Origin of the sequence: Aneurinibacillus sp. XH2 (assembly GCF_001439585.2) — a bacterium.
GTDB lineage: Bacteria > Bacillota > Bacilli > Aneurinibacillales > Aneurinibacillaceae > Aneurinibacillus > Aneurinibacillus thermoaerophilus.
In genome coordinates, this window is sequence record NZ_CP014140.1 from 1,265,971 (window position 1) to 1,291,790 (window position 25,820).

Annotated in this window: 22 protein-coding genes, 1 pseudogene and 2 riboswitches; of the genes and pseudogenes, 17 read left to right on the forward strand and 6 right to left on the reverse strand. The window is 46.1% G+C overall.

Annotated elements, in window-relative coordinates; genetic code table 11:
• Positions 1–68 precede the first annotated feature (68 nt).
• From gcvT to ACH33_RS06200, 5 genes are all read left to right on the forward strand, one after another.
• A complete protein-coding gene (gene gcvT / locus ACH33_RS06180; protein WP_057898217.1) occupies positions 69–1,169 on the forward strand; it encodes a glycine cleavage system aminomethyltransferase GcvT in 1,101 nt (366 codons plus the stop codon).
• A gap of 37 nt (positions 1,170–1,206) precedes the next feature.
• Positions 1,207–1,599 (forward strand): glycine cleavage system protein GcvH, encoded by a 393-nt coding sequence (gene gcvH / locus ACH33_RS06185; RefSeq protein ID WP_057898218.1) that lies wholly within the window; start codon positions 1,207–1,209, stop codon positions 1,597–1,599.
• A gap of 3 nt (positions 1,600–1,602) precedes the next feature.
• Positions 1,603–2,955, forward strand: a complete 1,353-nt coding sequence (gene gcvPA, locus ACH33_RS06190) for an aminomethyl-transferring glycine dehydrogenase subunit GcvPA (RefSeq protein ID WP_057898219.1) — start codon at positions 1,603–1,605, stop codon at positions 2,953–2,955.
• Positions 2,948–4,429 carry an aminomethyl-transferring glycine dehydrogenase subunit GcvPB gene (gcvPB, locus tag ACH33_RS06195; protein ID WP_236781978.1) on the forward strand — a complete coding sequence of 494 codons (1,482 nt, stop codon included), beginning with the start codon at positions 2,948–2,950 and terminating at the stop codon, positions 4,427–4,429. Before gcvPA ends, gcvPB begins: the two co-directional genes overlap by 8 nt.
• A 146-nt stretch (positions 4,430–4,575) precedes the next feature.
• Positions 4,576–5,340, forward strand: coding sequence for a TraR/DksA C4-type zinc finger protein (locus ACH33_RS06200; RefSeq protein WP_057898220.1), 765 nt, complete (start codon positions 4,576–4,578; stop codon positions 5,338–5,340).
• Between the two features lie 47 nt (positions 5,341–5,387).
• Here the strand turns inward: ACH33_RS06200 and ACH33_RS06205 are convergent, their stop codons facing one another.
• The gene (locus tag ACH33_RS06205; RefSeq protein ID WP_057898221.1) at positions 5,388–5,573 is read right to left on the reverse strand and encodes a hypothetical protein; all 186 of its coding nucleotides are present in this window, start codon (positions 5,571–5,573) and stop codon (positions 5,388–5,390) included.
• Between the two features lie 187 nt (positions 5,574–5,760).
• Here ACH33_RS06205 and ACH33_RS06210 point away from each other — a divergent pair, with 187 nt between their 5' ends.
• The gene (locus tag ACH33_RS06210; protein ID WP_057898222.1) at positions 5,761–6,579 is read left to right on the forward strand and encodes a lipoate--protein ligase family protein; all 819 of its coding nucleotides are present in this window, start codon (positions 5,761–5,763) and stop codon (positions 6,577–6,579) included.
• Between the two features lie 505 nt (positions 6,580–7,084).
• Entirely contained in the window at positions 7,085–9,628 is a 2,544-nt protein-coding gene (locus ACH33_RS06215; protein WP_057898223.1) for an adenosylcobalamin-dependent ribonucleoside-diphosphate reductase, read from the forward strand.
• A 630-nt stretch (positions 9,629–10,258) separates the two neighbouring features.
• Here the strand turns inward: ACH33_RS06215 and ACH33_RS06220 are convergent.
• The 5 genes from ACH33_RS06220 to ACH33_RS20535 are packed head-to-tail and all read right to left on the reverse strand — an operon-like array spanning position 10,259 to position 15,943.
• A complete protein-coding gene (locus ACH33_RS06220) occupies positions 10,259–11,419 on the reverse strand; it encodes a universal stress protein (RefSeq protein ID WP_057898224.1) in 1,161 nt (386 codons plus the stop codon).
• Between the two features lie 56 nt (positions 11,420–11,475).
• Complete coding sequence (kdpC, locus tag ACH33_RS06225; RefSeq protein ID WP_236781979.1) at positions 11,476–12,045, reverse strand: potassium-transporting ATPase subunit KdpC; 570 nt, start codon at positions 12,043–12,045, stop codon at positions 11,476–11,478.
• Between the two features lie 21 nt (positions 12,046–12,066).
• Complete coding sequence (gene kdpB / locus ACH33_RS06230; protein ID WP_057898226.1) at positions 12,067–14,103, reverse strand: potassium-transporting ATPase subunit KdpB; 2,037 nt, start codon at positions 14,101–14,103, stop codon at positions 12,067–12,069.
• 43 nt (positions 14,104–14,146) lie between these two features.
• Positions 14,147–15,814, reverse strand: a complete 1,668-nt coding sequence (gene kdpA / locus ACH33_RS06235; protein ID WP_057900265.1) for a potassium-transporting ATPase subunit KdpA — start codon at positions 15,812–15,814, stop codon at positions 14,147–14,149.
• A gap of 51 nt (positions 15,815–15,865) precedes the next feature.
• Positions 15,866–15,943, reverse strand: a complete 78-nt coding sequence (locus tag ACH33_RS20535; protein ID WP_082706161.1) for a potassium-transporting ATPase subunit F — start codon at positions 15,941–15,943, stop codon at positions 15,866–15,868.
• A gap of 501 nt (positions 15,944–16,444) precedes the next feature.
• A riboswitch (cyclic di-AMP (ydaO/yuaA leader) is annotated at positions 16,445–16,590 on the reverse strand.
• Between the two features lie 421 nt (positions 16,591–17,011).
• A riboswitch (cyclic di-AMP (ydaO/yuaA leader) is annotated at positions 17,012–17,169 on the forward strand.
• Positions 17,170–17,288: 119 nt separating this feature from the next.
• On the opposite strand from ACH33_RS20535, the gene ACH33_RS06240 reads away from it, so the two are divergent.
• The 10 genes and pseudogenes from ACH33_RS06240 to mntR all read left to right on the forward strand — a co-directional run bounded on the left by ACH33_RS06240 (position 17,289) and on the right by mntR (position 25,766).
• Positions 17,289–17,669 carry a Na-translocating system protein MpsC family protein gene (locus tag ACH33_RS06240; RefSeq protein WP_057898227.1) on the forward strand — a complete coding sequence of 127 codons (381 nt, stop codon included), beginning with the start codon at positions 17,289–17,291 and terminating at the stop codon, positions 17,667–17,669.
• 48 nt (positions 17,670–17,717) lie between these two features.
• Entirely contained in the window at positions 17,718–19,064 is a 1,347-nt protein-coding gene (locus ACH33_RS06245; protein ID WP_057898228.1) for a sigma-54 interaction domain-containing protein, read from the forward strand.
• A 362-nt stretch (positions 19,065–19,426) separates the two neighbouring features.
• The gene (gene pdhA, locus ACH33_RS06250) at positions 19,427–20,482 is read left to right on the forward strand and encodes a pyruvate dehydrogenase (acetyl-transferring) E1 component subunit alpha (protein WP_057900266.1); all 1,056 of its coding nucleotides are present in this window, start codon (positions 19,427–19,429) and stop codon (positions 20,480–20,482) included.
• Positions 20,482–21,465 carry an alpha-ketoacid dehydrogenase subunit beta gene (locus tag ACH33_RS06255; RefSeq protein WP_057900267.1) on the forward strand — a complete coding sequence of 328 codons (984 nt, stop codon included), beginning with the start codon at positions 20,482–20,484 and terminating at the stop codon, positions 21,463–21,465. The genes pdhA and ACH33_RS06255 overlap by 1 nt, the downstream gene beginning before the upstream one ends.
• Positions 21,466–21,491: 26 nt before the next feature.
• Positions 21,492–22,763 (forward strand): dihydrolipoamide acetyltransferase family protein, encoded by a 1,272-nt coding sequence (locus tag ACH33_RS06260; RefSeq protein WP_057898229.1) that lies wholly within the window; start codon positions 21,492–21,494, stop codon positions 22,761–22,763.
• Positions 22,764–24,194, forward strand: coding sequence for a dihydrolipoyl dehydrogenase (lpdA, locus tag ACH33_RS06265; protein WP_057898230.1), 1,431 nt, complete (start codon positions 22,764–22,766; stop codon positions 24,192–24,194).
• A 116-nt stretch (positions 24,195–24,310) separates the two neighbouring features.
• Entirely contained in the window at positions 24,311–24,802 is a 492-nt protein-coding gene (locus ACH33_RS06270; RefSeq protein WP_057898231.1) for a YajQ family cyclic di-GMP-binding protein, read from the forward strand.
• 113 nt (positions 24,803–24,915) lie between these two features.
• Positions 24,916–25,098 (forward strand): annotated as a pseudogene (locus ACH33_RS18625) (spore photoproduct lyase family protein); the annotation flags it as partial.
• The gene (locus ACH33_RS19110) at positions 25,022–25,216 is read left to right on the forward strand and encodes a spore photoproduct lyase family protein (protein WP_057898232.1); all 195 of its coding nucleotides are present in this window, start codon (positions 25,022–25,024) and stop codon (positions 25,214–25,216) included. The pseudogene ACH33_RS18625 and the gene ACH33_RS19110, both read left to right, overlap by 77 nt.
• 115 nt (positions 25,217–25,331) lie before the next feature.
• Positions 25,332–25,766, forward strand: a complete 435-nt coding sequence (mntR, locus tag ACH33_RS06280; protein ID WP_057898233.1) for a transcriptional regulator MntR — start codon at positions 25,332–25,334, stop codon at positions 25,764–25,766.
• Positions 25,767–25,820: the final 54 nt, after the last annotated feature.

The window sequence follows — 25,820 nt, forward strand, 5'->3', positions numbered from 1 at the left end:
GGGCGAGTGGCAATGCCTGCGAGCTTTTCTTAATTAGCCAGCGACAAACAAGGGAGGTCTTATACACGATGTCAGCCTTAAAACGAACGCCTATTTACCCCTTGTACCGGGAATACGGGGCTAAAACGATTGATTTCGGTGGTTGGGAACTGCCTGTCCAGTTTTCTAGCATTCAAAAAGAACACGAAGCGGTACGTACAAAAGCGGGCCTGTTTGATGTGTCGCACATGGGCGAAGTGGAAGTGAAAGGGAAGGATACGCTCGCATTCATACAGAAAATCACGACAAACGATGCTTCGAAGCTAGCCGTAGGCCAAGCACAGTACTCTATTATGTGTTATCCGAACGGTGGTACGGTCGACGATTTGCTGGTATATAAGTTGAGCGAAGATCATTATTTGCTGGTCATTAACGCGGCCAATATCGAGAAAGACGTAGCCTGGATGCAGCAGCACGCGGAAGGCGACATGATTTTGCGTAATATATCAGATGAAACGGCCCAGCTCGCTTTACAGGGGCCCATGGCCGAACAGGTGCTCCAAAAACTCACAGATACCAATTTATCTGAAATCCGTTTCTTTCACTTTAAGCCAGAGGTGAAACTAGCAGGTGTATGCGCGCTTGTATCCCGCACCGGATATACAGGAGAGGACGGTTTCGAGATATATGTCAAACCGGAAGATGCGCGCGTATTATGGAAGAACATCCTGGAAGTGGGCGGAGATGACGTTTTGCCGTGCGGGCTTGGAGCGCGGGACACGCTGCGATTTGAAGCCCGTTTGCCGCTGTACGGGCAGGAGTTAAGCGAAGACATTAGCCCGATTGAAGCTGGGCTCAGTTTTGCGGTTAAGGTTGACAAGCCGGTTCCATTTATCGGCCAGGAGGTGTTGAAGCGGCAAAAAGAAAGCGGAGCACCGCGTAAGCTGGTTGGCATCGAAATGATTGAACGGGGGATTCCGCGCTCGCACTACCCGGTGTATGCGGGAGAAGAAAAAATCGGGGAAGTAACCACCGGTACACAGTCGCCGACGCTGAAGAAAAATGTCGGACTTGCGCTGATTAAGCGGGAGTATAGCGATCTTGGTGCGGAAGTGGACGTAGAAATCCGCGGCAAACGCCTCAAAGCTAAAGTCGTTAGCACGCCGTTTTATAAGCGGCCCAAAATATAAGACAAAAAATAAACAAAGAAACCCGGAGGATGTAAGTATGAGCAAAGTAAAAGCAGCTTTTAAATACAGCAACGAACATGAATGGGTAGAGGTGCTCGATAAAGAACGGGTACGTGTCGGCATCACGCATTTTGCCCAAGAACAGCTCGGCGATATCGTATTTATCGAACTGCCGGAAGAAGGTGCTGTTGTGAAAGCGAACAAGAGCATGGGTACCGTCGAATCGGTTAAAGCAGTATCCGATATTTATTCGCCGATAAGTGGAGAAGTGGTAGAAGTAAATGGTGCGCTGGAAGAAGCGCCAGAAACAATCAATCACGATGCGTATAGCGCAGGCTGGATGGTTATTGTAAAAATGTCCAATCCGGAAGAACTTGAGCAATTGATGACAGCAGAACAGTACGAAGCGTTTATCAAAGAGGAGGAGTAAGTCGTGAAATACCGATACCTTCCAACTACGGAAGCCGATCGTCAGGAAATGCTGGCGGAGCTCGGCATTTCAGATGTGGCGGAGCTTTTCTCTGATATTCCGGAAGAGGTGCGTTTTAAAGGAGAGCTTGACATTCCGGAAGCCATTCCGGAAGCGGAGCTAACCAAATATATGAGTCGACTGGCAGGGAAAAACGTAAATGCGCTCGATTACGTCTGCTTCCTTGGCGCTGGCACGTACGACCATTATATTCCGAGTGTAGTGAACCATGTGATTTCCCGCTCGGAGTTTTATACCGCTTATACGCCGTATCAGCCAGAGATTAGCCAGGGTGAATTGCAGGCTATCTTTGAATTTCAGACGATGATTTGCGAATTAACTGGCATGGAAGTAGCGAATTCGTCCATGTATGACGGAGCGACCGCGCTAGCGGAAGCAGCGGCGATGACGGCCGGTAAAACGAAGCGCAAAAAAGTTGTCATTTCCCGCGCCGTGCATCCGGAAGCCCGTTCTATTTTGCGGACATACGCGAAAGGCCAGGGGCTGGAAGTGGTCGAAGTTGGCTTGAAAAATGGACTGACTGATTTGGATGAGCTTGCGAAAGCGGTTGATGAGAATACGGCATCTGTTCTTGTACAGTATCCAAATTTTTTGGGTGGAATCGAAGAGCTGGCAAGCATTGAGCAAATTGCACACAAACATAGCGGGCTGTTCGTTGTAAGCGCCAATCCACTTGCGCTGGGCATCCTTAAGCCGCCGGGAGAGTTCGGAGCTGACGTGGTTGTTGGTGATGCACAGCCGTTCGGGATTCCGATGGCTTTCGGCGGACCGCATTGCGGCTATTTCGCAGTGAAAAAAGAGTTGATGCGTCAGATTCCGGGTCGGATTGTCGGCCAGACGAAAGATGAACGCGGGCGCCGTGGTTTTGTATTGACGTTGCAGGCGCGCGAGCAGCACATTCGTCGGGAGAAAGCGACATCTAACATTTGCTCGAATCAGGCATTGAATGCGCTGGCGGCGGCGGTGGCAATGACCGCGCTCGGCAAGCAGGGTGTACAGGAGATGGCCCTTTTGAATGTACAGAAAACGCAATATGCGAAAAGGGAAATCGAAAAATTGGAAGGGTACGAAGTGGCGTACAGCTCCCCGGTATTTAATGAGTTTGTTATCAAAACACCGCGTCCGGTATGCGAGATCAATAAAGAGTTGTTGAAGGAACGGATTATCGGCGGTTTTGATTTGTCGCGCGATTATCCGGAACTTGGACAGCATATGCTCATTGCTGTAACGGAATTAAGAACGAAAGAAGAAATTGACCGACTGGTGAAAGGATTGGAGGGAGGGCGCTATGCTTAAAACAATGCCGAGAACGGAGCTTGCGAAAGATAAAGCGTTGATTTTCGAGATGAGCAAACCGGGTCGTGTGGGCTATTCGCTTCCAGCGTGCGATGTGCCGGAAGTCGATGTTGCGTCTGCCATTCCGGGAGAATATTTGCGCGAGAAGCCGGCGGAACTGCCGGAAGTAAGTGAATTGCAGCTCATGCGCCACTATACGGAGCTTTCCAGACGCAATCATGGCGTTGACTCCGGATTTTATCCGCTCGGTTCCTGCACGATGAAATACAATCCGAAAATTAATGAAGATGTGGCCCGTTATCCGGGGTTTGCATGTATCCATCCGTATCAGCCGGAAGAGACGGTACAGGGCGCGCTACAGCTGATGTATGAACTACAGCGGGATTTGGCGGCAATTACCGGTATGGATGCCGTTACGCTTCAGTCGGCGGCGGGGGCGCAGGGTGAGTGGACCGGTTTGATGATTATCCGCGCCTATCACGAAAGCCGGGGTGAGAATCGGACGAAAGTCATTGTTCCAGACTCAGCACACGGCACAAATCCGGCGTCCGCAAGCGTAGCAGGTTTTACGACCGTAACCGTTCCTTCCGATAAGAATGGATTCGTGGATATTGAGGCGTTGCGCCAGGTGGTCGGCCCGGATACGGCAGCACTGATGCTCACGAATCCGAACACGCTCGGTCTTTTCGAGAAAAACATTGTAGAGATCGCGGAAGTTGTGCATGAAGCAGGCGGCCTTCTGTATTATGACGGCGCGAATGCGAATGCTATTCTCAGCAAGGCACGTCCGGGCGATATGGGATTTGACGTTGTGCATTTGAATTTGCACAAAACGTTCACTACGCCGCATGGAGGTGGCGGCCCGGGGTCTGGTCCAGTTGGCGTGAAAAAAGAGCTGATTCCGTTCTTGCCGAAGCCGCTTGTGGTCAAGGAAGGCGATATGTATCGCCTTGATTTTGACCGCCCGCAATCGATCGGCCGCGTTAAGGCGTATTATGGAAATTTCGGCATTAACGTACGTGCGTATACGTATATCCGCACGATGGGGCCGGAAGGGCTGCGTCTTGTGTCCGAACACGCGGTTTTGAATGCAAATTATATGATGCGCAAATTGGCAAAATATTATGACCTGCCATTTGATCATATCTGCAAGCATGAGTTCGTTCTTTCAGGCAAGCGGCAGAAAAAATTGGGCGTGCGTACGCTTGATATTGCAAAACGTCTGCTTGACTTCGGCTATCACCCGCCAACGATTTATTTTCCGCTTATCGTAGAAGAATGCCTCATGATTGAGCCGACGGAAACGGAGTCGAAGGAAACGCTCGATGAATTTATTGAAGCGATGATTCAGATTGCAAAAGAGGTGGAAGAGACGCCGGAAATCGTACAAGAGGCGCCACATAATACGGTGGTCGGTCGCTTGGATGAGGTGCTCGCCGCGCGCAAGCCTGTATTGCGGTACACAAAGGAATAAATGGGTTGCTGGATATGTAATGTAAGAAATACCACCCTGCCTTTGCGGCACGGGTGGTATTTTGTATGTCGGAGTGCAGATACTATGATTCAGAAGGGCCGCGGTTGGGTGGCTTACATTTCTAGACAGGAAGGAGATGCTCTGGGATGTTAACAGACCGGGAGCTTTCTCATTTTCGTTCCATGCTCGAGACCCAGCTTCAGGATATAAAAAAACGCCTTGAAGCGGATGATGCATATGGTATTGGACGGGCGGCCATGAAGGAAACAGTGGGTGATCTGTCCAACTATGACAACCATCCGGCCGATCATGGTAGCGAAACGTTTGAGCGAGGCAAAGACATTGCATTACATGAACATAGCGAGGAAGAAATACACGACATAGAGCGAGCGCTTACGGCAATGGATAAAGGGACGTACGGTATGTGTGAAGTATGCGGTGCCGATATCCCGTACGAGCGGCTGGAGGTGCTGCCGACCGCGCTGCGCTGCGTGCAGCATGCAGAAGAGGAGTATGTATCGCGCCGTCGTCCGGCGGAGGAGGATATACTTGCCCCGCCGTTTGCCGCGTACGCCTATGATACGTGGGATGCCACGTTTTATGATGCGGAAGATGCGATGCAAGAAGTGGCGAGATACGGTACTTCGGATACCCCTTCTGATTTCGGGGAACAGGCGCGCCTGGATTATAATGATATGTATGTGGAATCGGAAGAATCGGTCGGCTATGTGGAAGAGATTGAAGGCTTTTTGCTTGCGGATATGGAGGGCAACTATATCGGGGTTAATACAGAGGATCCGCTACATGAAAAATACGAAGATATGCTGGATGACGCCCGCGTCGTATCTGTATTAGGCAATCCAGATTTGCTGGAAGACTATACAGAAGATGAAGGATATGTAAAAGAATAAAAAGGAGACCAGCAGGCCTCCTTTTTTGTTGCACTAACGATCGTCGCTTATCTTTTGTAGCGAAATTCTTCATACTCATCAATGTAGTAGTCGTCATGACGTAACTCATCGTCATCATAATACGTATCATCGGCGTATACGACTTCGGCCGCCTCCCGGCATTTGGAGCAATAGCTCCGGTTTCGTTCCCAGAGTACCAGCTCTTCGCCGCAATAAATACACAAATCCCTCATCGCGCAATTCCCCCTTTGTGATACTCTCGGAATTTTTTCATGTACATATCTTACCTCAACTTTTATTTTTTCAAACGGGAAATTATTCAATCGGCTTCCGGTGTTTTCCAAACAATAGAACAAAGCGAGAGAATTTGTGGAATATGCTACAATAAGTAAGGAGGAACATCGGAAAGGGGCAAAAGAAATGGAACAGTGGCGTTTTATTGATACGGGGGTACATTCACCTGCGATGAATATGGCGATTGATGAAGCGGTGCTTATTGTACATAGCGAAGGCAAAACGAAGCCGTCGCTCCGGTTTTACACCTGGAATCCGGCAACCGTATCGATTGGTTATTTTCAAAAAGCAGAAAAGGAAATTGATTTGGATAAAGTGCGCGAATATGGTCTAGGCTTTGTACGCCGGGCGACGGGCGGTCGCACCGTGCTGCACGATCAGGAGCTGACATACAGTGTCGTAGTGTCTGAATCCCACCCGGCCATGCCGTCCAGCGTAACCGACGCGTACCGTGTGATCAGCGTAGGATTGCTGGAAGGGTTTCGGTTGCTAGGGCTTCAGGCAGATATGGTTCATCCGGACGATGCAAAGTTTGCCATCCCATCTTCAGCTGCGTGCTTTGACTCCCCTTCTTCTTATGAATTGGTCGTGGAAGGGAGGAAAGTGGCTGGAAGCGCGCAAACAAGGCAAAAGGGGGTTATTTTGCAGCACGGCTCAATTTTGCTGGATATAGATATCGATATGTTATTCGATATTATACGTCATCCGAATGAGCGTGTACGAGACCGTCTTAAAAAAAATTTTGCCGACAAGGCGGTGGCGATTAATCAGGTGCGTAAGACTCCGGTGACGCTTGCTGAGGCGCGGAAAGCGTTTCGGGAAGGGTTTGCCAAGGGGTTTGGTGTAGAATTGGTGGACGATACGTTAACGGCTGAGGAAGCGGAGCTTGCTGAACAACTGGCGCGCGAGAAATACGGGTGTGACGAATGGAATTTCAAACGCTAGAAAAAAGCGGCCTGTAACGGCCGCTTGGAGGGGCTGTCTCAAAAGTCATGAGCCAGCCCCTTTAGTATGAAACAATACCTACATATAAATATTCATTTTTGCCAATAAATCTAAATATAGCGTTTCGAGTAATAGAAAACTTCCTCACTTCCCCTTTTGAGAAAGCCTCAGTTTATATTATAGCGAAACGTCATACCGCTCCCTGCTGTTTTTTCGCCTTTTTGCATGCACTGGAAAAATGCTTTGTATGCTTTGTAACCCTCCCTGTTTCTTGTAAAACAATGGAGGAAATAGAAATTTATAAAAGATTTTACATAAAAAAATTTGTCGAACGCTTTTTACCAAAAAGATAGGAAATTAACTATATATTGTGGTAAAATCTAAACATAAACTCAATATATTGACGTAATAGTAAAGGTTGGTTTAGACTAAGAGGGCACTAGTCAAATGTATCAGACATGAGAAGTTTGGTCAATTTATATTTCACATAATGGGAGGATAAAAAATGGAGGCAACAACCGAAACAGCGGGAAAAACGAAGCTTGAAGGGTTAAGTGAAAAAATTTTCCTCGACCGCTACGCGTTAAAAGATCCGAATCCAGACAATGTACAGGTCGGCGACACTGTACTTGTTTTGACGAAAGATGATCCGAAGTTCCCGAAAAAAGAAGTCGGGGTTGTAGAAAAGCGTGAAGGCGATACCATTCATGTTAGACTGCGTAACGGGGAGATGGTGGTGACAGAAGCGGACAAAGCGCTGCGGACGTTGGAATGTACGCCAGAAGAGATGTGGGAGCGCTTGGCGAAGACGATCGCGTCCGTGGAAACAACACCGGAGAAGAGAAAAGAATGGACAAAGAAATTCCGCGCGCTTCTTGATGACTGGAAGCTTGTTCCGGGTGGCCGGATCGCGGCGGGCGCTGGCGCGAATGATGAGCTAACGCTGTATAACTGCTACGTGATTCCGTCTCCGCACGACAGCAGGGGCGGTATTATGGAGACGCTCACTCAGATGACGGAAATTATGTCCCGCGGGGGCGGCGTCGGCATTAACCTGTCTTCGCTTCGTCCGCGTCGCGCCCAGGTAAAAGGCGTAAACGGTTCTTCGAGCGGTTCCGTGTCCTGGGGTGGTCTGTTTAGCTATACGACCGGGTTAATTGAACAGGGAGGTTCGCGCCGTGGGGCTTTAATGCTTATGATGAATGACTGGCACCCGGATGTGCTTGAGTTCATTACAGTCAAGCAGAACATGGGCCTGATTACAAACGCTAACCTGTCGGTTTGCATCAGTAACGGTTTTATGAAAGCTGTTAAAGAAGATTTGGAATGGGAGCTGAAATTCCCGGATACGACCGATCCGGAATACGATGAAATTTGGGATGGAAACCTGCAAAAGTGGGAAGAACTCGGAAAACCGGTACGCGTGTACAAAAAAGTCCGCGCCCGCGACATGTGGCACACCATTATTGAGTCGGCATGGAAATCAGCCGAACCGGGCGTTGTATTTATGGAATACTATAACCAGATGTCTAACAGCTGGTACTTTAACCCCATTATTTGTACAAATCCGTGTGGAGAACAAGGACTTCCTGCATGGGGTGTATGTAACTTATCTGCGATTAATCTTTCAAAATTCACGAAAGACGGCGATGTAGACTGGGAAAATCTCAGAACAACAGTGCGTCATTCTGTACGTTTCCTTGACAATGTCGTTGATGCAACGCCGTATCATTTCCCAGAAAATGAAGCGAACCAGAAAAAAGAGCGACGTATCGGTCTTGGCACGATGGGGCTGGCAGAAATGCTCATCCACTTAAAAATTCGCTACGGCAGCCCGGAATCGCTCGAATTCTTGGACAAGCTGTATAACTTTATCGCGCGCGAAGCGTACCTTGCTTCTACAGAAATCGCGGCGGAAAAGGGAAGTTTTCCGGCATTCGACGCGGAGCTGTTCCTTAAGAGCGGCTTCATGAAGCAATTTGATGAAGAAGTACGCAATGCGGTACGGGAGCGTGGCATGCGCAACGTGACAGTTTTAACACAGGCTCCGACCGGCAGTACAGGAACGATGGTAGGAACTTCGACAGGCATTGAGCCTTTCTATGCCTTCGAATATTACCGTCAAAGCCGCCTTGGTTTCGACAAACAGTATGTACCGATCGCGAAAAAATGGATGGAAGAAAACAATTCCGATACGCTACCGGATTACTTTGTCAGCGCGATGGATCTATCTGCCGAAGACCATGTACGGGTGCAGGCCGCTATCCAGAAATGGGTGGACAGCTCCATCAGCAAAACAGCAAATGCGCCGGCCAACTTTACGATTGAAGATACAAAAGCATTGTATGAGCTCGCTTTCGATCTCGGATGCAAAGGCGTCACTATCTACCGTGACGGCAGCCGTGACGTGCAAGTTCTAACAACGAAAGATGAAAACAAAGAAGGAAAGAAAGAAACGGCTCGGGAATCAAAAGCAGAAAAAGCCGCTCCGGCTCAAGACGTAGATGAAGTACCGCCGACGAAAGATTACCGCCGCCGCCCGCTTAAGCTAAAAGGCGCGACATACAAAATGAAGACTCCGCTCGGTAAAGCCTACATAACGGTAAATGAAGTGGACGGAGCGCCGTTTGAAGTAATCGTAAATGTAGGCAAAGCGGGAAGCGACGTATTTGCGATGTCCGAAGCGCTTGGCCGCGTGTCTACGCTCTTCTTGCGTTTCGGTGAACTGCCGGACGGTAACAAAGCGCGTCTGCTGATTAAGCACCTTAAAGGGATCGGGGGTTCCGGTGCGGTTGGCTTTGGTGCAAACCGCGTAGATTCGATTCCGGACGCGGTGGCGAAAGCGATTGAGTTCTATCTTGACGGAGAAAATAGTGATGAATCAGTTGCATCCACAAATGATGTACCGATGAATGCACCGGAGCGCGATGAAGACGGCGATGTCTATCGCGAAGGACTTGATCTTTGCCCTGAGTGCGGCGCCGCGGCGCTTGTGGCGGAAGAAGGCTGCAAACATTGCGAAGCATGCGGCTATTCCCGTTGCTCGTAAGTAAAGCAACAAGAAAACCGGCATCTTGGATAATTCCATGATGCCGGTTTTTAATTGAGCGTTTTGCAAAATAGTAATTTCACCCAAGGTGAAAAAACAAGAACCTATACTGCATTTGATTATACTTTATTTTTTAAAGTAACTATTGCGTAAAACTCGACGAAAAGACAATGGTATGCTCTCAATCCGATACTTCCCATGATTCGACTATTCGGTGAGCTGTTCTTGGATCATATCCTTTTCCTAATAAATAGCTAATAGCTGCTACTTCTCTTAAGGCATGAGCATGCGATGTGAATTTCGCTTCCTGTAAGCCATATCTTACAAAGGGTTCAATCATGCTTAATGTCTCGTTTTTTAAAGCACTTATAGAATGGTAAGGCTGTGAATAGTATGGTTACATTTGATAAGGGGATTGAGGATACATACTATCTAACTCCTTTTTTATTTTGTGTAACAGTCACGATTCAGATTATGCTGTAGGCAAATATAAGTTGAGCCCAAATTTTCACATTTCCCAAATAGGAAGGTGAAGTGGATTTTCAAATAAAAATACTATTTTTTGCAAACTTTCCCCGGATAACAAAAATAACTTGGGCATTGGTATAATGATTCGTTCATCACTAAATTTTATTCCCGATGATCAACCCCATCGGCTACGATTAAAATATCGACATGTTTTGTACCTTTCATAATTTTAATAACGATGGAGCCTTTTATAATTTCTTCCCAGCGAGAGCGGGCTGACTGACCAAGAACAACCTGTGTAATACCCTTTTCCTCTACAAATTCAATAATAAGCTGCTCCGGTTTTCGACCACCCGGTGCGCGAATATGGAATTCGGCATCAAGATCTTTTGCAAGTTTTTCAAGCAATCGATGTTGCTTTCTTGTTGCTTCATCCATTTTATGAACGGGAACAAGCGGAATATTTAAAATGTATAACTGACATTTTAAGCGACTCGCAATACGCCATCCTCGTCGAATGAGACGTTCTGCATTTGGCCTATAGTTAACACAGACGAGAATTTTTTCATTAGCCCCTTTCATTCCATTAATGCCTTTTTCAAGTTTATATGATTCGAGACGTTCGTCGACGTCATCTGCTACTTCGCGTAACGCGATTTCTCGCAATGCGTTCAAGTTGCCAATACGAAAGAAATTTTTCAGTGACTGTTCTATTTTCTCTGGTTGATAAATGAGACCAGCTTTTAAGCGTTCGCGTAATGTTTCCGGTGGGGTATCAATTAATTGGATTTCATTGGCCTCGTTCAACATCCAGTCCGGAATACGTTCCCGTACCTTTATCCCCGTTAACTGCTCTACAGTATCATTTAAACTCTCCAAGTGCTGAATATTAACCGCAGTCATCACATTTATGCCGGCTTTCACCAATTCCATGACATCTTCATAGCGTTTTTGATTTTTTGAACCTGGTACATTTGTATGCGCAAGCTCATCGACAATCACATACTGCGGTTTCCTTTCTAAAATTCCTTCTAAATCGAACTCTTTTAACTGTTTGTTTTTATAATCCACTTTCTTCAGTGGGAAAATAGGAAGGTTCTCGATTTGTGCTGCAGTTGCAGCTCGGCCATGTGTTTCAATAACACCAATAATAATATCGACGCCCTTTTTTAGTAATTCGTTTCCTTCGCGTAGCATCATATAGGTTTTGCCAACACCAGGGGCTGCCCCGATAAAGATTTTTAAATAGCCTCTGGATTCTTTTTCAATCCGTTTCAGAAGTTCTTCTGGCGTTTCCCTTCTTTTTTTAGCCGATGTTTTCATGGTATAAAAACCTCCAAAAGCCGCTTCTAGATTAGTAGAGGCGGCTTTGTTGTAAGTTATTTGCTTTGTGCAAGTAAATCTCGATTTAACTCGAATACATTGACGCGGGGTTCTCCAAATATACCAAGCTGCCGCCCTTTCGTATGCTTGTCGATCAAGGAAAGCAGCAGCTGTTCGCTTAACCCGGTTGCTTTGGCGATGCGTGGTACTTGTGCTTTCGCAGCTTCCGGTGATAGGTCAGGATCAAAACCTGAACCAGACGTTGTTACAAGATCAGCAGGGATTTTATTCTGCAGAGAAGGATTTTCTTTTTTTATTGCATCTACCGTTTCCTTCATGCTTTTTATATAATCTGGAGAAGCTACGGCTGCATTCGTTGCAGCGGAAGCGGTCGGATCGTATTCAGCGGCAGAAGCGCGTGGATGAAACAGCTTAGGTGATGTAAAAGCTTGCGCTAACAATACAGAGCCTTTAACTTTTCCATTATCTTCAACTAAACTCCCCTGCGCTTGGAAGGGAAAAAGAATCTGTGCAACTTCTGTTGTAAGTAAGGGATACAGGAGGCCGCAGACAATCATGAAGAGAATGGAAGCTCGTATGGCAGTATATAACGATTTCATCATCATTCCTCCTTGTCTTTGTTTAAATTACATGAGTCCGGCGATCATCATATCAATGACTTTAATACCGATAAAGGGCGCGACCATACCGCCAAGACCATAGACCAATAAGTTTCGACGCAGCAATCGGTTAGCATCCATCGCTTTATACTTCGCACCTTTCATCGCCACCGGAATCAGCAGGGGAATAATAATAGCGTTGAAGATGAGCGCCGACAGGATTGCGGATTGCGGCGAGGTGAGTCGCATAATGTTGAGTGCCTGCAACTGCGGCAGAGCCACGATGAACAATGCTGGAATAATCGCGAAATATTTAGCGATATCGTTGGCAATGGAAAATGTTGTGAGCGAGCCGCGTGTAATCAGCAGTTGTTTTCCGATTGCGATCACGGAAAGAAGCTTTGTCGGATCGGAATCCAGGTCAATCATATTCGCCGCTTCTTTCGCAGCCATCGTACCTGAATTCATGGCAAGACCAACATCAGCCTGGGCGAGAGCAGGAGCATCGTTTGTGCCATCTCCGGTCATGGCAACCAGCTTGCCCTGTGCCTGTTCACGCTTGATCGCCTCGATTTTATCTTCCGGCTTGGCTTCAGCGATGAATTCATCTACCCCGGCTTCCTGGGCAATCGTCGCAGCTGTGAGCGGGTTATCACCCGTACACATAACGGTTTTAATCCCCATCGCCCGCAGTTCAGCAAACCGTTCCTTTAAGCCTGGTTTTACCGTATCTTTTAAATAGATAAGACCGTAGATGCGATTGTTAATGGACACGGCAAGCGGTGTTCCGCCCGCCTTGGCGATTTGGTTTGCTTTTTCTTCTAAATCATTCGGAATCGAGCCGTTGGCTGTTATAACAAACGCTTTAATCGCATCCACCGCCCCTTTGCGAATCTTTGTGCCGTTGCTTACGTTTAAGCCAGACATCCGGCTTTCTGCGGTAAATTCAATAATCTCTGCATCTGCATATTCATTTTCTGGCCACGTAACACCAAGCTTATTTGCTAACTCTACAACAGAACGTCCTTCCGGGGTTTCGTCTTTAACGGAGGATTGTAGAGCTGCCAGCGTTATATCTTTTTGCGATACACCGTCTACAGGGATAAACTCGGCTGCCATACGGTTACCAAAGGTAATCGTTCCTGTTTTATCAAGAATCATCGTATCAATATCGCCGGCTGCCTCGACCGCTTTGCCTGACATCGCCAGCACGTTAAACTGGGTAACACGGTTCATTCCGGCGATTCCAATTGCGGAAAGCAGTCCGCCAATTGTTGTTGGAATCAGGCAAACTAGAAGTGCAATTAATGTTGCGGTATCCAGCTTAATGTGCAGGTAGTTAGCCAGCGGTACAATCGTTATGATAACGAATAAGAAAATGAGCGTTAGTACGGTCAGGAGGGTAGTCAAAGCGATTTCGTTCGGTGTTTTTTGACGTGTTGCCCCTTCAACAAGAGAAATCATGCGGTCAAGGAATGACTCCCCCGGGTCAGTCGTTACTTTTACAATGATATAATCGGAGACTACGCGCGTCCCTCCGGTAACCGAAGAAAAGTCACCGCCTGCTTCTTTAATTACTGGGGCAGATTCTCCTGTAATGGCTGATTCATCAACGGAAGCGAGGCCTTCGATAATTTCACCGTCAGATGGAATAAGCTCCCCTGCGTCAACGCGGACAATATCACCCTTACGCAGCTGGGTGGATGATACCTCTTTAATCGAACCGTCTTTTTGCAAGAGTTTAGCTATTGTATCAGATTTTGTTTTTCGCAACGTATTAGCCTGAGCCTTGCCGCGTCCTTCTGCAAGTGCCTCAGCAAAGTTGGCGAACAGGACGGTAAACAAAAGAGTCAGAAAGATCGTAACATTGTATCCACGGCTTACGGTGCTCGGACCGAATGCATCTGGCACCACACATAAAACAAAAGTAATGAATGTCCCGATTTCAACAATAAACATGACGGGATTTTTGATCATCATGACAGGATTTAATTTTTTAAAAGAGTCGATAACGGCTTGAGTGATCATTTCTTTGCTGAGCGTCTTTTTCTGCTTGATAGCCATACAACATCCTCCTCATTTATAGTCAAACGGACAAAAGGTTCCTTTACATCCCCAGATGTTCGGCGATAGGGCCGAGCGCCAGAGCAGGGAAGAAAGTTAGCGCGCCAATAATCAGAATCATCATTAGCAGAATGACGGTAAACAGCGGCGTATCAGTACGGAAAGTTCCGACAGAGGCAGCGACTCTCGACTTGGTTGCCAGCGAGCCAGCGATAGCAAGCATAGCGATAATGGAGATGTAGCGGCCGAACAGCATGACAAGTCCGATTGATATATTATAAAAATTTGTGTTTGCTGTAAGACCGGCAAAAGCAGACCCATTGTTCGCTGCGCCGGATGTAAAAGCGTATAGCACTTCAGAAATACCGTGCGAACCCGGATTTAGGATAGATGCCATGGATTCTGGACGCAGGAAGGCAAGTGCAGTTGGCACCAGGATAAGAATCGGATGGATCAGAAGAGCAATGGAGGCCAGCTTCATCTCCTTTGCTTCAATTTTTCTTCCAAGAAATTCCGGCGTCCTACCAACCATTAAGCCGCAGATAAATACACTTAAAATGACATAGAGCAGGCCATTTAATAAACCGACACCTTTACCGCCGAATACGTTGTTGAGCATCATTTCTGCGAGCGGAACAAAACCACCTAACGGAGTCAATGAATCATGCATATTGTTAACCGAGCCGGTGGTAGCAGCTGTCGTTACCGCTGTAAATAATGCAGATTCAAAAAAGCCAAAGCGAACTTCTTTTCCTTCCATGTTGCCGTGAATGCCCATTGCATGTAACGCTGGCGTTCCTTTATATTCCTGAAAGAGTACAGTGCCGAGCATAATGAGGAAAATAACGCTCATCGCTGCAAAGACACTCCAGCCCTGACGTTTGTTTTTAATCATCACGCCAAATGCATAAATAAGCGAAGTGGGCAGAAGCAGCATAAATAAAATGTGCAGAAGGTTTGTCAGCGGTGTCGGGTTCTCAAACGGGTGCGCTGCGTTTGTTCCGAAATAACCACCGCCGTTTGTACCTAAGTGTTTGATTGATTCCAGAGAAGCTACCGGCCCTCTGGTAATCACCTGATTTGCCCCTTCCAGCGTTGTCGCGGTCACTGCACCATGTAACGTCTGCGGTACGCCTTGAAAGACAAGAAAGAGCGCGGCGATGAAAGAAAGCGGTAGGAGTACACGGGTTATTAGACGGACAAGGTCAACATAGAAGTTACCCAGTTCATTTTTATTGCCAGATATACCGCGAATAAAAGCGATAGCTACTGCAAATCCTGTTGCGCTAGATGTGAACATCGGAAATGTGATGGCCAGCATTTGGGAGAGATAGGACAGTCCGCTTTCTCCGCTGTAGGCCTGCCAGTTGGTATTCGTAATAAAAGATGCTGCTGTATTAAAAGCCAGTGCGCTTGGCATATTATCAATACCATCCGGATTGAACGGCAGATATTTTTGGAGACGTAGTACAGCGTATATGAGTATCATCATAACGAAGTTAGAGAATAGCACAGCGGTCACATACTGTTTCGAGTCCATGGATTGTTCTTCATGCACACCCATTATCCGATAAAATAAACGTTCAACCGGCCCAAATACACGATCCAGTCTGGTTTTTTCATAGCTAAATACGTTAACCAGATAGCTTCCTACCGGTTTGATTAATAGTAATGCAATCAATAGAGTGACAGCTACTTGTATAATTCCTATACTCATTTTCGTTCCTCCTCGTCATCGACATTGGTAGCATTAGAGGTAGCATTAGAATTTTTCGGGTCTCATAAGGACGAAAATTAAATAAACAATAGCAAGGAATGCAATCATGCTAAGTGCAACCATCGATCAATCACCTCCTTATGCTCGATCGCAAAACCAGGCAAATCCCCAAAAAATCAGGAATGATACTACAAATAGAGCGATAGTGATGACATCATGAAACATTCCTCCATCCTCCTTTTTTGGATATCGCGTAGTTTTTTCTAAAAAAAAATAGACCGATGCATACCTCTTCTCCGTTTGAAACGCATGATGAAAGAAAACCGGGTGTAATAGACGCCAGTACACTAGAACTTTTTCATTCCATTAGAGGCAACGGATAAAAAAGTTCCCATGTAAGTCCGGTTTATCATGCGATTCACTGCTGGAGAAAAAGCACGATCGGTCTACCTAATGCCTGCCCATCCCTTCTGGTTGGACTTGCATTCTGTCTCCCTGTTCTTTTTCTTGAAACAGTGTTATTTGATTTTTTCAAAAATAAAAAGACCTGCAAAATATAAGAGCGGCTCATTTTACTGGCGGTAAAGCACAATAAAAAAAGACTGCTCAAATAGGCGGTCTCAAGACCTCCTTCGCTTTAGCCGACGAAGTTAGCTGACGGGTAGGATGGCGAAAGAGCGATTCTCATCCCTCCTTACAAAAGTAAGGATTAACCCCAAATACGTGGGTCCTCCGCTTCCGGATGCTCCGGAATTAGGCCGAATTTGCAATTGTTTTATGTGAATCATTATAAGAGGACTGAAACAAAAAACAAAACCCAAAATTTAAACAAAAAATAGCTAAATTACGTTTTGTTAAAATAATAAAATGATAAAATCATTTATATTCTTACTATATCTCCTTATTTTTTACGATTTCTTCGTATTATCTGTTTTTTTTATGTTGAAGCAGGGCCATGCAAGAAAAATATTTTTATTTTATGCAGTGGAGCAAACAAAAGAAAAAGAGTAAAAAAAAGAGAATATAGAAGAAAAGTAAAAGTTTTTTTGAAAAAAATTTAGATTTTCTTCGCTTTATAAATGCTAATCCTTCTTTACAAAAAGTGAACAGCACACATAATATAAATCCATCCCATTGATGTATTTTGAAATGATGGCAATCGAAGTGCTGATAAAAAGTAAATATTCACATCCAACCTGATCGCTGAGTCCCAAATAGGGAACGGGGGAACCAACCGCGGTATTCAAAATTATAAGCCGCACGGGGTGAATCTTGAATAGCAAATTCAAGTAGGGCGACTCTCACGCCCGAATCCGTCAGCTAACCTCGTAAGCGTGTCGAGAGGAGGAACGTTGTCTTGCTATCGTGACAGCTTTGTTTGTAGTGCGAAAAACCGGAAGAAGACATCCTCTTCTTTCGGTTTTTTTTATGAAGAAAAACAGGTAGAAAAAAAAGGGGGGACGTTGTTATGGGACAATCATCAAAAAACAGGATGGAAGCAACGATCAGTGAAGCGTATATCAAATTTTTACGGGAGATTCTCGGCAGAGGACCAAGAGAAACGAAGACATATATTATTAAAGATATGGTGATTATACGTTTAAAAGAGGTACTGACCCAGGAAGAAAAGACGCTGGTGAAAATTGAGCGAGGGAAGCCGCTGGTTAAGGAGATGCGGCGTATTTTGCGTGAGTCACACAGCGTGGAAACGGAGGAGATGATTTCACGTATTACCGGTTGTCAGGTGATTTCAAGCCACAGTGATATAAGTACTAAACTTGGGGAGCAGGTGGAATTGTTTATTTTAGATTGTGATTTAGAGAAAATTCTAAAAGTAGATGTAAAATAAAAATTTTGAGACATTTTGCACCGAGAATAAAACAGGAAGGTGATCGCTTTGAACGTAAAAAATTTTATTGATGAGGGCGGCGCTATTATGAACCTCTTCCATGAAGGGGTCGTTATCGTTGATCAGCGGGGAACAGTTTTATATGTAAATGAAGCATGCTCGCGAATCACAGGAATCCCAAAACAGGAGCTCATTGGGAAATATGTAAAAGATGTCGTTTCTGATACAAATATTTTAAAAGTCTTACAGTCTGGTTACCCGGCGCTGGATATTCCAGCGCGTGCAGGAGACAGCGTCGTTATTTCAAATATTGTGCCTATCTATGACGAAACGCAACAGCTTCTGGGAGCTGTATCGATCTTCCGCGATCTAACCGAAATATTGCGGCTGAATCACAGATTGTCAGAAGCGGAAAATACGATAAAAGATCTCCAGCAAAAGTTATCGCTTGCCGATTTAGCTGACGGGAATGATATGCTGATCGGAAATAGTCCTGCCATGAAAAAAATTGTGGAAATTTCTTTAAAAGCAGCGCGGGTTGACTCCACGATCATGATTGAAGGGGAAAGCGGAACCGGAAAAGAAATGCTGGCCCGTTTTATTCATAACCATAGCGAGAGAGCGAAACAGCCATTCGTTGCTGTAAATTGTGCTTCCATTCCGGAAACTTTGTTGGAAAGTGAATTATTTGGCTATGAAGAGGGCGCTTTTTCCGGTGCAAGGCGGGGAGGAAAACAGGGAATGTTTGAACTCGCGGATGGGGGGACATTGTTTCTGGATGAATTGGAGGATTTAACTCCATCTGTTCAGGCCAAGCTTCTTCGGGTGCTTCAATTTAAGGAATTAATTAGAGTAGGCGGAACGAAAACGAAAAAAGTAGATGTACGTATTATAGGAGCCAGCAATCAAAGCCTGGAAAAACTGGTCAAGGAAAAGAAATTTCGTGAGGATCTTTATTATCGTCTGAATGTCGTACGGGTAGAAATTCCTGCTTTGCGCGAAAGGAAAGAGGATATTCCGTTGTTTGTTCATCATATTTTAAAGAAGATGAGACATAAGTTGAACAAAACGGTTAAAAAGGTACATCCAGATGTTATCCGGCATTTGCTTGCTTACCCGTTTCCCGGGAATGTCCGCGAGCTGGAAAATATTCTGGAACTCGCCATTATTATGGATGACAATCAAGTCCTCGATTTGGCTGATTTGCCAGAGCATATTGCTTCCGCGTCATCCGATTCTTCCCCAACCATTCAACTCCCTACTTTGAGAGAAATGGAAATGTCTTTAATAAAAGAGGCAGTAAGCAAATGCAAAAACAAAGCGGAAGCTGCCCAAATGTTAGGAATATCACGGGCTACTTTATACAGAAAAATGGAAGCATATGGTATCTCATGATAAATTTATGTATCATTTTTAAACAAAAATAAGAGATGCTCACTTTGTTTTCTCATTTTGATACATAAAGAAAAACAAAATGTATCATTATTTTACATTTAATCTGATATGAAATCTGAAAATATTGAAAACATAACCTCTTCTTCTTGGTATACTTCTTGCTAATTAAAGAAAGTATCATGACTTCTTCTCTACTCTTGAACGATAATAGGATGTCAATGTATCCAATGGAATGTATACAGTTGTCATCACATTTTATGAAGGGAGAGGTAAAAATGTCGGTAAGCATAAATGGATTACCGGAGCAGGCTGACAAATTGAAAGCGAATACACCGGTACCGGGCGAGGAAAATACGGCGGAGATGTACCAGGTTTTAACTCCTGAAGGGGAGCTTCGCGAAAGTATCGAAGGAAAAATTGATGAAGCGCTTATGCTTAGGATGTATAAGAATATGCTGCGTGTTAGAATGTTTGACCGGAAGTCCATCATCTTACAAAGACAAGGTAGGATGGGAACCTATGCGCCTTTTGAAGGTCAGGAAGCATCTCAGGTAGGAAGTGCGATGGCTTTATCGCCTCACGATTGGTTGTTTCCGACATATCGCGATCACGCGGCAGCGATTACCCATGGCCAGATGATGTTTCGCGTCTTCTTATATTGGATGGGGCATATGGAAGGTTCCATAAGTCCGGAAGGGAAAAAGATTATGCCTCCATGTGTTCCGATCGCTACACAAACGGTACACGCTGTTGGCACGGCTTGGGCCAGCAAGCTGAAAGGCGAACAGAGTGTAAGCATCGCTTATTTGGGGGATGGTGCGACTTCAGAGGGGGACTTCCACGAATCGCTTAACTTTGCCGGCGTATACAAGGTTCCCGTTATTTTCTTCTGTCAAAACAACGGGTATGCGATCAGTGTTCCCTTTGAAAAACAGTCGGCTTCGAAAACGATTGCCCAACGCGCGGATGCCTATGATATGAAAGGCGTGCGCATAGACGGCAACGATATTTTCGCGGTTTGGCTTACTGTAAAGAAAGCGGTTGAAAGGGGAATAAAAGGCGAAGGCCCGACATTAATTGAAGCGATTACCTTCCGCTACGGAGCGCATACTACGGCGGATGATCCAAAGAAATATCGCGCCCAGGAACTTCTTTCCCGGGAATGGCGGGAGAAGCGCGATCCGCTCAAACGTCTTCAATTATTTTTGCAGAAAAAAGGTTTATGGAACGAGATCATGGAAGAGCAATGGCTGAAGGAAATCAATATTCAGATAGATGAGGAGTTAGCAAAGGCGGAGAGCTATCCGAAATCAAAGCCAGGCGATATGTTTACCCATGTTTACGCTGAGATGCCTTGGCATATTCGGGAGCAGCAACAAGAATTGCAAAACATCCTGGATAAGGAAGGGAAGAAATGATGAGCCGAAAACTTACAATTATTCAAGCCATAACGGAAGCGTTGGATCAGAAGCTTGCAGAAGATGAGCGCGTGATGCTTCTTGGCGAGGACATCGGGATCAATGGAGGGGTCTTTCGGGCGACGGAAGGATTAATCGAAAAATACGGCTCCGAGCGCGTTGTTGATACGCCGTTGGCTGAAGCGGGCATTATCGGCTCAGCCATCGGGCTTGCCCTTAACGGTATGATTCCGGTGGCGGAAATACAATTTTTGGCCTTTATTTATCCTGGATTCGAGCAGATTGTTTCCCATGCTGCCCGGATGAGATACCGGACCCGCGGTCAATTCGCTGTGCCTATGGTCATTCGTACGCCTTACGGGGCAGGTATTCGCGGGCCTGAACTGCATTCCGAAAGCGTAGAAACATTTTTTGTGCATACTCCGGGACTTAAAGTTGTTGTTCCTAGCAATCCGTACGATGCGAAAGGGTTGTTGATTTCGGCTATTGAAGACCCGGATCCGGTGATTTTCCTCGAACCTACTAAACTGTATCGTGCCTTTAAAGAAGAGGTGCCGGAAGAAATGTATCGCGTGCCGCTCGGCAAGGCAAGGGTGGTACAGGAGGGCAACGATTTGTCGATTTTTGCTTGGGGAACCATGTTGCGTGAAGCCTTACAGGCTGCGAAACGAATGGAACAGGAAAAAGGTTGGAAGTGTGAAGTCATTGATTTGCGTACCCTTTATCCTTTGGATCGCGATACGATTGTGCAATCGGTACAGAAGACTGGTCGCGCGCTCGTCGTCCATGAAGCGCATAAAACGGCAGGGTTGGGCGCGGAGATTATCTCCATTATTAATGATGAAGCCCTCATTTATTTGAAGGCGCCCGTAAAGCGGGTAACCGGCTTCGATGTACCTGTTCCTCAATTCTGCATTGAAGATGACTACCTTCCAAATGTCGAAAGGGTTAGACAAGGAATTGTGGAAACGGTTTTGTTTTAGCTGAAAGATAAATAGGGGGGAAAAGCATGGTTGAATTTAAGCTTCCTGACGTAGGGGAGGGTATGCATGAAGGAGAAATTTCTAAGTGGTTGGTCAGAGAAGGGGAGCTTGTCACGCGCGATCAACCGGTTGTGGAAGTGCAAACTGATAAAGTAAATGCAGAATTAAGTTCGCCAGTAACAGGCGTTATCAAAAAAATCATGTTTTCTGAAGGAGACATCGTTGAAGTAGGAGCAACTCTTCTCATTATTGAGGAGGAAACAGAAGCTGCAGCACCGCCCGCAGCTGAATCAAAAATGCCAGCTTCTCTTGTCAAAATGAGCGAAAACCATGCCAGTCCGGCAACCGCGACGGTACATCGCGCGTTGGCTACTCCGTATGTGCGTCAGTTGGCAAGGGAAATGAAAATAGATATTGAACAGATCAGGGGAACCGGGCCTGCGGGTCGGGTTACAGAAGAAGATGTACGGCGTTTCGCTCAAGATAAGCAGAACGAAACAGTTGCAACGGTTCCAGAAAATTGGGTTGCCGTTGACGATGTGACTAAAGCGAAGCCTGCTGATAGCGTTAGAAAAGCAGTACCCAAAGAACAAGAAGCGGAGGAGCGGATTCCACTAAAGGGCATCCGTAAGAAAATTGCCGAGCATATGGTGAAATCCGTTACCATTATTCCGCATGTGACCCATATAGATGAATTGGAAATGGATGCGTTAAAGGCATTAAGGGAGCGATTGAAGGATTATGCTGAGGAAAGAGGGATCAAACTGACGTTCCTGCCGTTCTTTATTAAGGCGGTTGTCATTGCTTTAAAGGAGTTTAGAACATTAAATGCTTCGATTGACGACGCCACGAATGAAATTGTTTTAAAGAATTACTATCATATTGGTATTGCTACAGATACGCAGGATGGCCTTCTTGTTCCTGTAATTAAGGATGCGGATCGGAAGACCATTTTCCAGCTGGCCGAGGAAATCCGTGATCTTGCTTCCCGCGCCCGGGAAGGAAAGTTGACTTTGGACGAAATTACCGGTGGTACGTTTACCATCAGCAATGTAGGCCCGATCGGCGGATTGTATGCAACTCCGATTATCAATCATCCGGAAGTCGCCATTTTAGCTTTGCATAAGATGGAACCGCGCATGGTTGTCCGGGATGCAGAAGGTGTTATTCGCATGATGATGAATATATCCTTATCGTTTGATCATCGTCTGATCGATGGTGTTACGGCGGTGAAATTTACGAATCGGATCAGAGAATTGTTAGAAAAACCAGAACGATTATTTGCGGAGATGGTATAAATGGTTGTAGGAGAAGTAGCGGTAGAAACCGATGTTGTCGTCATTGGCGGGGGGCCGGGTGGATATACGGCGGCAATCCGTCTCGGACAATTAGGAAAGTCCGTTGTTCTTATTGAAAAGGATACGTTAGGCGGAGTATGTCTGAACCGCGGCTGTATTCCATCCAAGGCTCTCATTCATACGGCTGGGTACTATCATAAATTGGCCGATTTTGCCAAAATGGGGATTCGGCTTCCAGCAGACAATGTTTCCTTTGATTTACGTACTTGGCAGAATTGGAAGGAAGAGATTGTCATGCAGCTGAACAAGGGGATCGGTCATTTGTGCAAAGAGAATGGTGTCACCGTCGTCAAAGGTCATGCCATTTTTTTGTCGGATGATCGCGTAGGAGTAGAAACCGATGGAGCTTTTGAAACGTATAAGTTTGAGCAGGCGATTATTGCAACCGGTTCCAGGCCGTCTATCCCTTCGTTTCTGAAGGTGGACGGAGCGAACATTCTGGATTCCACAGCGGCTCTGGAGCTGCGCGAAGTTCCGTCCAGCCTATCCATTATCGGCGGCGGTTATATTGGTATCGAATTGGGAATGGCGTTTGCCAAGCTGGGGTGTCAGGTTACGATTATTGAAATGGCGGAGCGGATTCTTCCCCAGGTTGCCGGCAATGTAGCAAAAGAAGTAGCCCGAAAGGCCAAGAAGCTTGGCATAGCCATTAAGACGGCGACACAGGTTGAGCAGGTGACTGTTGATGATGATCGGGTGCATCTCCGTGTTTACTCCGAAAAACACGGTTCTGAAATGATTGTGAGCGAAAAGACGCTGGTCACTATCGGCCGGGTTCCCAATACACAGGGAATCGGTTTGGAACAGGCAGGGGTTATGATAGATGAACGCGGCTATATATCGGTAGATGTAGAGTGCCGGACAAATGTCCGCCACATATTTGCGATCGGCGACGTCACGTTAGGGCCGGCGCTGGCCCACCGGGCTTCCAAGCAAGGCGTGGTAGCTGCAGAGGTAATTGGCGGACTGCCGAGCGCCATGGATTCTCCATTTGTTCCGTACGTCATCTTCTCGGATCCGCAAGTTGCAGGAGTTGGATTGACGCGCGAGGAAGCCGAGCGGCAAGGGCGTAATGTGAAAGTGGGACAGTTCCCTTTCCGGGCCAATGGACGGGCGCTTGCTACCGATGAGCCGGACGGATTCGTGGAAGTGATTGTAGATGCGGAAAGCCATGTATTGTTAGGGATGCATGTGGTTGGTGCCGATGCTTCCAATCTTATCGGGGAGGGCGTACTGGCTCTCGAACTGGCGGCGCGAGTAGAAGATCTGGCCCTGACGATTCATCCACATCCGACCTTGACGGAAGGATGGCTGGAAGCGGCGGAGGCAGCTTTAGGACACGCTATCCATGTTGTGAATAAACTTGTATAAAAAATCCCTTGCGATCGTCTCTTGAAGGGCAGAGAAGAACATTCTCATTCCCATCCGGTTGCAAAATCTGGTACGATAAGACATAGAACCGGAAGTATATAGCAAGGAGGAAGAGAATGAGCAAGGAGAACTCTTTTGATATTGTTTCCAAAGTTGATATGGCAGAGGTAACAAACGCGATAAATCAAGCGATGCGGGAAATCGAGAACCGATATGATTTCAAAGGAAGCAAAAGTCAGATTACTTTGGAAAAGGACGAACTGGTCATTGTCTCGGACGACGAGTTTAAGCTCGGCCAGGTAAAAGATGTGCTGAGCGGCAAGCTGGTCAAGCGTGGCATCTCGCTTAAGAACATTTCCTACGGCAAAATCGAGCCGGCTGCCGGTGGGACGGTGCGTCAGCGCGCCAAGATCGCTCAGGGCATCGACGCAGAAAATGCGAAGAAAATCAATAAGCTGATTAAAGACACCAAACTCAAAGTGAAAAGCCAGATTCAAGACGATCAGTTGCGTGTCTCAGGGAAAAGCAGGGACGATTTGCAGCAGATTATCACCATGCTAAAGGCGGCTGATTTGCCGATCGATTTGCAGTTTGTCAATTTTAGATAACGAGGAGAGCCCTGGCGTTATGGTCAGGGTTTTTCTTATCGCTTCCATTTGTTGCATGCCGGGGGTGAAACCTTTTCTTTTCACATGATTATGTCTCATAATCAGTATGAGGCATTCCTGGTGAGAAGGAATTAGAACAATATCGGAACGCTAAGCGGACGCTCGTTGTCGGTGTGCGCAAAGCGTTGAAATTGGATACGTCCAAGCTGGCTGCCGAGTATGCGATCCCACTTTCCACGGGCTGCAAGGGTCATTGCCATTACTGCTATTTGCAGACAACAATGGGAAACAAGCCAAGCCGTATATCCGCTTGGATTGATTATTGCACCGCTGTACCGATTTGCCGGCTGGAAAGAAGGATATCGCGATTTGCTGGAACAACTTGAGGCAACGCTCGCCTATTGTTTTCCATAGGAAAAAATTGAGTATTTTACCTGAATTTCTTGCATTTCTTTTTTAAAGTAAGGTATTATAAAAGAATAGCGAGCTGAATGTTCGGATGAGAAGTGTGTAAGGATGGGGGAACGGAATGGCAACGCCAAGCATGGAAGATTATTTAGAACGAATTTACACTCTAATTGAAGAAAAGGGATATGCGCGCGTTTCCGATATTGCGGAAGCGCTTAACGTTCATCCATCTTCAGTTACGAAAATGGTGCAAAAATTGGATAAGAGCCAGTATTTGATATACGAGAAATACCGGGGCCTTGTGTTGACGAGCAAAGGTAAAAAAATGGGCAAACGCCTTGTGGATCGGCACACGTTACTTGAAGATTTTTTGCGCCTTATTGGTGTTTCGGAAGACGTTATTTTCGAAGATGTGGAAGGCATCGAACATCATTTAAGCTGGGATTCGATTACTTGCATTGAATGTCTTGTACAGTACTTCCAGAAAAATCCTGAGCGCATCGAAGACCTTCGTAAATTCCGCGAAGCCCAGAACGATGAAGAAGGAATAGAATAGTATATATACCTTATGGAAAGGAGCGGTTGGAATGGCTGCTCCTTATTTCTTTAT

Excerpts from the sequence above, each read along its gene's own strand:
- gcvT (WP_057898217.1), top strand. The coding sequence starts at position 69 with ATGTCAGCCTTAAAACGAACGCCTATTTACCCCTTGTACCGGGAATAC.
- ACH33_RS06255 (WP_057900267.1), top strand. The coding sequence starts at position 20,482 with ATGAGCCGAAAACTTACAATTATTCAAGCCATAACGGAAGCGTTGGAT.
- pdhA (WP_057900266.1), top strand. The coding sequence starts at position 19,427 with ATGTACCAGGTTTTAACTCCTGAAGGGGAGCTTCGCGAAAGTATCGAA.
- gcvPB (WP_236781978.1), top strand. The coding sequence starts at position 2,948 with ATGCTTAAAACAATGCCGAGAACGGAGCTTGCGAAAGATAAAGCGTTG.
- kdpC (WP_236781979.1), bottom strand. The coding sequence starts at position 12,045 with ATGATGATGAAATCGTTATATACTGCCATACGAGCTTCCATTCTCTTC.
- ACH33_RS06205 (WP_057898221.1), bottom strand. The coding sequence starts at position 5,573 with ATGAGGGATTTGTGTATTTATTGCGGCGAAGAGCTGGTACTCTGGGAA.
- gcvH (WP_057898218.1), top strand. The coding sequence starts at position 1,207 with ATGAGCAAAGTAAAAGCAGCTTTTAAATACAGCAACGAACATGAATGG.
- ACH33_RS06210 (WP_057898222.1), top strand. The coding sequence starts at position 5,761 with ATGGAACAGTGGCGTTTTATTGATACGGGGGTACATTCACCTGCGATG.
- ACH33_RS06260 (WP_057898229.1), top strand. The coding sequence starts at position 21,492 with ATGGTTGAATTTAAGCTTCCTGACGTAGGGGAGGGTATGCATGAAGGA.
- ACH33_RS06270 (WP_057898231.1), top strand. The coding sequence starts at position 24,311 with ATGAGCAAGGAGAACTCTTTTGATATTGTTTCCAAAGTTGATATGGCA.
- ACH33_RS06200 (WP_057898220.1), top strand. The coding sequence starts at position 4,576 with ATGTTAACAGACCGGGAGCTTTCTCATTTTCGTTCCATGCTCGAGACC.
- ACH33_RS06220 (WP_057898224.1), bottom strand. The coding sequence starts at position 11,419 with ATGAAAACATCGGCTAAAAAAAGAAGGGAAACGCCAGAAGAACTTCTG.
- ACH33_RS06215 (WP_057898223.1), top strand. The coding sequence starts at position 7,085 with ATGGAGGCAACAACCGAAACAGCGGGAAAAACGAAGCTTGAAGGGTTA.
- lpdA (WP_057898230.1), top strand. The coding sequence starts at position 22,764 with ATGGTTGTAGGAGAAGTAGCGGTAGAAACCGATGTTGTCGTCATTGGC.
- ACH33_RS20535 (WP_082706161.1), bottom strand. The coding sequence starts at position 15,943 with ATGGTTGCACTTAGCATGATTGCATTCCTTGCTATTGTTTATTTAATT.
- ACH33_RS19110 (WP_057898232.1), top strand. The coding sequence starts at position 25,022 with ATGCGATCCCACTTTCCACGGGCTGCAAGGGTCATTGCCATTACTGCT.
- mntR (WP_057898233.1), top strand. The coding sequence starts at position 25,332 with ATGGCAACGCCAAGCATGGAAGATTATTTAGAACGAATTTACACTCTA.
- kdpB (WP_057898226.1), bottom strand. The coding sequence starts at position 14,103 with ATGGCTATCAAGCAGAAAAAGACGCTCAGCAAAGAAATGATCACTCAA.
- ACH33_RS06240 (WP_057898227.1), top strand. The coding sequence starts at position 17,289 with ATGGGACAATCATCAAAAAACAGGATGGAAGCAACGATCAGTGAAGCG.